The organism is Nocardioides sp. (assembly GCF_004803405.1).
Classification (GTDB): Bacteria; Actinomycetota; Actinomycetes; order Propionibacteriales; family Nocardioidaceae; genus Nocardioides; species Nocardioides vastitatis.
This window is the reverse complement of sequence record NZ_SSXI01000308.1, coordinates 1805-7231: the sequence shown is the minus strand read 5'-3', so window position 1 is coordinate 7231 and position 5427 is coordinate 1805. Positions and strand designations below refer to the sequence as shown.

Here is a 5427-nt window from a genome sequence, read left to right as displayed (position 1 = left end):
CACCAGGCGAGCGCATGACGAGACGGACGCTGCGCACCGCGGGACGCAAGGGACTCGGCGCCGCCGCCGTCGGTGCTCGCATGGGCGGGCGCGTGGCCGTGCTCGGAGTCCGTGCGGGGATCCGGCGCACGCAGCGGTTCCCCGACCTTCCCGACCTGCCCCCGGGCGAGGTCGTCGACCTGCCCGGACGCGGCCGGGTGTTCGCCGTCGACACCGGAGCGCCCTATCCGGGCGCGCCGACGCTCCTGCTCTTCCACGGGCTGGCCACGACGTCGTACCTCACCTGGTTCAGCAGCATCGACGAGCTACGGCCGCACTACCGGCTGGTCATGCTCGACCAGCGCTGGCACGGTCGCGGCATCCTCTCCGACCGGTTCGACCTCGACGACTGCTCGGACGACGCGGCTGCGCTGCTGGAGGTTCTCGGGATCAGCGAGGTGGTCGCCGTCGGGTACTCGATGGGAGGCGCGCTGGCGCAGGTGTTCTGGCGGCGCCACGGCGACCGCGTGGCGGGCCTGGTGCTCGCCTCGACCGCCGCCTGCTGGAAGGCCAACCTGGGGGACGCGTTCTTCTACCCGCTGCTCGGCGCCGCGAACGCGGCTCTGCGCAGCCACTACCGCGAGCGAGTCGGACTCCTGCACGGGTCGCTGCCCGAGGTCCCGCCGGTTGGCACCGACCTGTCGGCGTGGGCGTGGGCGGAGTTCCGCAGCACGAGCGCGTGGGCGCTGCCGGAGGTGCTCGGAGCGCTCGGCTCGTTCGACGCCCGGCCCTGGCTGTCGGAGATCGATGTTCCGACCGCTGTCGTCGTCACCGCGCGGGACCGCGCCATCGCGACCTCCCGGCAGCGGGCGCTCGCCGTCGCCATCCCCGACGTGACGGTCTTCGAGGCGCCGGGCGGACACGCGTCGGTGGTGTTCGACGTCGAGCGCTGGCGGCCGGTGTTCCTCGAGGCGGTCGCCGACGTGGTCGGGCGAGTCAGGGCACGCCGCTGACCGTCCGCCTGCGCGACCCCGGTCTAGGTCTGGTGCAGGTAGTGGTCGAGCTGGTCGCGCTCGAACTGGAGCTGCTCGATCTTGTGCTTGACCAGGTCGCCGATGCTCACGATCCCGACGACGCGGTCACCCTCGCACACCGGGATGTGGCGAAACCGGCCCTCGGTCATCACCTGCATCACCTCGTCGAGGGAGTCCTCGGGGGCACAGGTCTGAACCTCCCTGGTCATGATCGCGCCGACCGTGTTGTCGACCACGGTGCCGTCGCTGTGGAGGCGGCGGACCACGTCCCGCTCGGAGACGATCCCGTCCATGGCCACGCCGTCCGCGCTCACCACGACCGCGCCGATGTTGTGCTCCGCCATGACGGCGAGCAGCTCGCGGACACCGGAGTCGGGCGCGATCTTGACCACGTCAGGGACCGGTTTCTTCTTGAGGACGTCCGCGATACGCATGTGACGGAGGCTACTCGGATGCCCGGAGGGCTGTCACCCGTCCGTGCCGTCGTCACTCCTCGGACTGGTCCTCGGTCGTCCGCTGCCGGTGCGTGCGCAGGTCCGAGACGCTGCCCGGGCCCAGCCGGGGCCAGTCGGGGTCGTCGTCCGCGGCGGTGACGCTGCCCAGGAACGACAGCGCCGCCTCGTGGAGGTGACCGTTGCTGGCCAGCGCGTTGCCACCCCACGGGCCGTCGCGGCCGTCGAGGGCGGTGAACCGCCCACCGGCCTCGCGCACGATGATGTCGAGCGCGGCCATGTCGTAGACCTCGAGCTCCGGCTCGGCGGCCAGGTCGACCGCTCCCTCGGCGAGCAGCATGTAGGACCAGAAGTCGCCGTAGGCGCGGGTCCGCCAGACCCGACGCATCAGCGCGAGCAGGTCCTCGCCGAGGCCGCGGTCCTCCCAGCCGCTGATGGAGGAGTACGACAGCGACGCGTCCTCGAGGCGTCGTACGTCGGAGACCCGGCACTGGGTCGCCTTCATCAGCGACCTGCCGGTCCACGCGCCGCCGTCCCGGGCCGCCCACCAGCGCCGTTGCAGCGCCGGCGCCGAGACGACGCCGAGCACGACCTCGTCGTCGACGACCAGGGAGATCAGCGTCGCCCAGACCGGGACGCCGCGGACGAAGTTCTTGGTGCCGTCGATCGGGTCGACGATCCAGCGGCGCTGCGAGTGTCCGGAGGTGCCCTGCTCCTCGCCGGTGACCGCGTCCCGGCTGCGCGCCTTCTTGAGCGTGCGTCGGATCGACTCCTCGACCGCCTCGTCCGCGTCGGTCACCGGGGTCAGGTCCGGCTTGCTCATCACGTGCAGGTCCAGCGCCCGGAACCGGGCCTGGGTCAGCGAGTCCGCGTCGTCGGCGAGCAGGTGCGCCAGCCGAAGGTCGTCGGTGTAGTCGGGGGCAGCCACAGGGGCACCCTACGGCTCTCCGTCCCGCGACGGGGGAGGGACTGGTTGCCGTGCCCGCCAGTAGGGCAACCTTCAGCCATGGAGATCAACGGTCTGCCCCTCCACGCCCTGGTCGTCCACGCCGCGGTCGTGCTGACCCCACTCGCGGCCCTCAGCGGACTCGCCTACGCCGTGGTGCCGCGGTGGCGGGACTGGCTGCGATGGCCCTTGGCGGTCCTCGCCGTGGTGGCTCTCGGCTCGGTGTGGACGGCATACCTGTCGGGTGAGCAGCTCGAGAGGGCCAACCAGTACGGCGGCGAGCTGGCCGCGCTGGTCGAAACCCACGAGGGCCGCGCCAACATCCTCCGGTGGGCGACGACCGCGTTCTCCGCGGCAGCCGTGGCCGCGGCCGGCCTGCACCGGCGCGAGGGCCCGGTCCGGGTCGTCCTGGCCGTCGTCCTCGCCCTCGCCGCCGTGGTCACCCTCGTGTACGCCGTGCTGACCGGTGACGCCGGTGCGCAGATCGCCTGGTTCGGGGTGCAGGGCTGACCGTCTGCGTAGCTGGGGCGCGTGCGGGTGGGGGCGGTCGGTGCGCAGGTTTCCCAAGGGATGCAGGCGAACCTGCACTTCCCGTGCTCCGCTCGCCCTGGGAAGCGACGGTTGGGCTGCATACCTTGATGAACCGGCGCCCGCCAGCGCCGCACACAGGACCGCGGCTCAGTACTCGGTGACCGACCGGGCCGTCAGCAGCCGCCGGAACGACGCCACCCGCTCGGCGTCCGCGTCGCCGCGCGCGATGGCCTCGTCCAGGCCGCACTCGGGCTCGCCGTCGCCGTGCGTGCAGCCGCGCGGGCAGTCCTCGGTCATCTCGTCCAGATCGGGGAACGCCGAGATCAGGTCCTCGGGCTGCACGTGCGCCAGGCCGAAGGAGCGGATCCCCGGGGTGTCGACGATCCACGCGTCGGGCGTGCCGGGGAGTGCCAGCATCACCGCGGAGGTCGACGTGTGGCGCCCCTGCCCGGTCACCGCGTTCACGATGCCCACCTCCCGGCGCGCCTCCGGGATCAGCGCGTTGACCAGGGTCGACTTGCCGACGCCGCTGTGCCCGATCAGCACGCTCGTCTCCCCGGCCAGCCGCTCGCGGAGATCCTCGAGTCCGATGATCCGACGGTCGGTGTCGCGGCGGGTGACCACCCACGGCACGCCCAGCGAACGGTACGTCGACAGCAGCGTCTCGGGGTCCTCCAGGTCGGCCTTGGTGAGGCAGAGCAGCGGCGCCAGGCCGCCGTCGTACGCCGCCACGAGTGCGCGGTCGATCCACCGCGGCCGCGGCTCGGGGTCGGCGAGGGCGGTGACGACCACGAGCTGGGTGACGTTGGCGACGATGACGCGCTCGACCGGGTCGTCGTCGTCCGCGGTACGACGGAGCGTGGTCGCGCGCTCGCCGACCTCCACGATCCGGGCGAGTGAGCCGTCGGCCCCCGACACGTCGCCGACCACACGCACGCGGTCGCCGACCACCACGCCCTTGCGGCCGAGCGGCCGTGCCTTCATCGCCATCACCGTGCGGTCCTCGACGAGCACGGTGAACCGGCCGCGGTCGACGGTGATCACCAGCCCGTCGACGGCGTCGTCGTAGGAGGGCCGCTCCTTGGTTCGGGGCCGCGTGCGCCGGCGCGGACGGTCGTAGTGCTCGACGTCGTGCTCGGTGTAGCGGGGCATCTCAGAACAGCGCGGACCAGAAGCCGGCGAAGTCGGGGAAGGTCTTGCTGGTCGTGCCGACGTTCTCGATCAGCACACCCGGGACGGCCGCGCCGACGATGACGCCGGCGTGGGCCATCCGGTGGTCCGCGTAGGTGTGGAAGATGCCCCCGCGCAGCGGTGCGGGACGGATGGTCAGCCCGTCGGGGTGCTCCTCGACGCCGGCGCCGAGCGACCCCAGCTCCTTGGCGAGCGCGGCCAGGCGGTCGGTCTCGTGACCCCGGATGTGCGCGATCCCGGTGAGATGGGAGGGGGAGGAGGCCAGCGCGCAGAGCGCGGCGACGGCCGGCGCGAGCTCGCCGACGTCGTGCAGGTCCGCCTCGAGCCCGACCAGCGACCGGTGGCCGCCCGCCGGGCCGGTGACCCGCAGCCCCTCGGTCACCCGCTCGACGCGGCAGCCCATCCGCGCCAGCAGGTCACGAAGCGCGTCGCCGGCCTGGGTGGTCGAGGCCGGCCAGTCCCGAACCACGACCGATCCACCGGACACGGCGGCGAGGGCGAGGAACGGTGCGGCATTGGACAGGTCCGGCTCGATCTCCTGGTCGATCCCGCGGATCGGTCCGGGCGCCACTGCCCACCGGTTGGCGTCGGCGTCGTCCACCGCGACGCCGCGGTCCCGCAGCATCGCGATCGTCATCTCGATGTGGGGGAGTGACGGGATGGGCTTGCCGTCGTGACGGATGTCGACGCCCGCGTCGAACCGCGCGCCGGCCAGCAGCAGCGCCGACACGAACTGCGACGACGCGGAGGCGTCGATGACCACGGTGCCACCCGGCACGGACCCCGTGCCGCGCACGGTGAACGGCAGGCCGACGGCCGCACCCGAGGCCTCGTCGCCGAGGTCGACGCCGAGCGCTGTGAGCGCTCCCAGCACCTCGCCGATCGGGCGCGTGCGCATGTGTGGGTCGCCGTCGAAGTCGACGCTCCCGTTGACCAGTCCCGCCACCGGCGGCACGAACCGCATCACGGTGCCGGCCAGGCCACAGTCGACGGCGGCTCGGTCGCCCGGCACCGACCCGTCGAGGGGCGTCACCGCCCAGTCGTCGCCGGAGGTGTCGACCGCCGCGCCCAGTGCGGTCAGCGCCTGCGCCATCAGCAGCGTGTCGCGCGACCGCAGCGCCCGTCGTACGACGGAGGGACGGTCCGCGAGCGCCGCGAGAACCAGCGCACGGTTGGTGAGCGACTTGCTGCCCGGCAGCGTGACCGTAGCCTCGATCGGGTCGGCAGCCGTGGGCGCGGGCCAGGGGTCAGGGACGGCAGGCGGGTTCGTCATGTCCCGCGCAGTCTATTCCTT

6 protein-coding genes are annotated in these 5427 nt (G+C 72.8%); 2 read left to right on the top strand and 4 right to left on the bottom strand.

Going from position 1 to position 5427, the window contains the following annotated elements; translation table 11 throughout:
• A partial coding sequence (locus E7Z54_RS21205) for an alpha/beta fold hydrolase (protein WP_206056444.1) occupies positions 1-992 on the top strand: 992 nt, incomplete at its 5' end.
• Positions 993-1015: 23 nt separating this feature from the next.
• On the opposite strand, the gene E7Z54_RS21200 is transcribed toward E7Z54_RS21205, so the two are convergent.
• Positions 1016-1447, bottom strand: coding sequence for a CBS domain-containing protein (locus E7Z54_RS21200; protein WP_136436722.1), 432 nt, complete (start codon positions 1445-1447; stop codon positions 1016-1018).
• A gap of 52 nt (positions 1448-1499) precedes the next feature.
• Positions 1500-2393: an inositol monophosphatase family protein gene (locus tag E7Z54_RS21195; protein WP_136436721.1), complete on the bottom strand. Its 894-nt coding sequence runs from the start codon at positions 2391-2393 to the stop codon at positions 1500-1502.
• A 78-nt stretch (positions 2394-2471) separates the two neighbouring features.
• Here E7Z54_RS21195 and E7Z54_RS21190 point away from each other — a divergent pair, with 78 nt between their 5' ends.
• Positions 2472-2921, top strand: coding sequence for a DUF2231 domain-containing protein (locus E7Z54_RS21190; protein WP_136436720.1), 450 nt, complete (start codon positions 2472-2474; stop codon positions 2919-2921).
• A 168-nt stretch (positions 2922-3089) separates the two neighbouring features.
• On the opposite strand, the gene rsgA is transcribed toward E7Z54_RS21190, so the two are convergent.
• Both rsgA and aroA read right to left on the bottom strand, forming a co-directional pair.
• Positions 3090-4094 (bottom strand): ribosome small subunit-dependent GTPase A, encoded by a 1005-nt coding sequence (rsgA, locus tag E7Z54_RS21185; protein ID WP_136436719.1) that lies wholly within the window; start codon positions 4092-4094, stop codon positions 3090-3092.
• Between the two features lies 1 nt (position 4095).
• Positions 4096-5406 (bottom strand): 3-phosphoshikimate 1-carboxyvinyltransferase, encoded by a 1311-nt coding sequence (gene aroA / locus E7Z54_RS21180; protein WP_136436718.1) that lies wholly within the window; start codon positions 5404-5406, stop codon positions 4096-4098.
• Positions 5407-5427 lie beyond the last annotated feature (21 nt).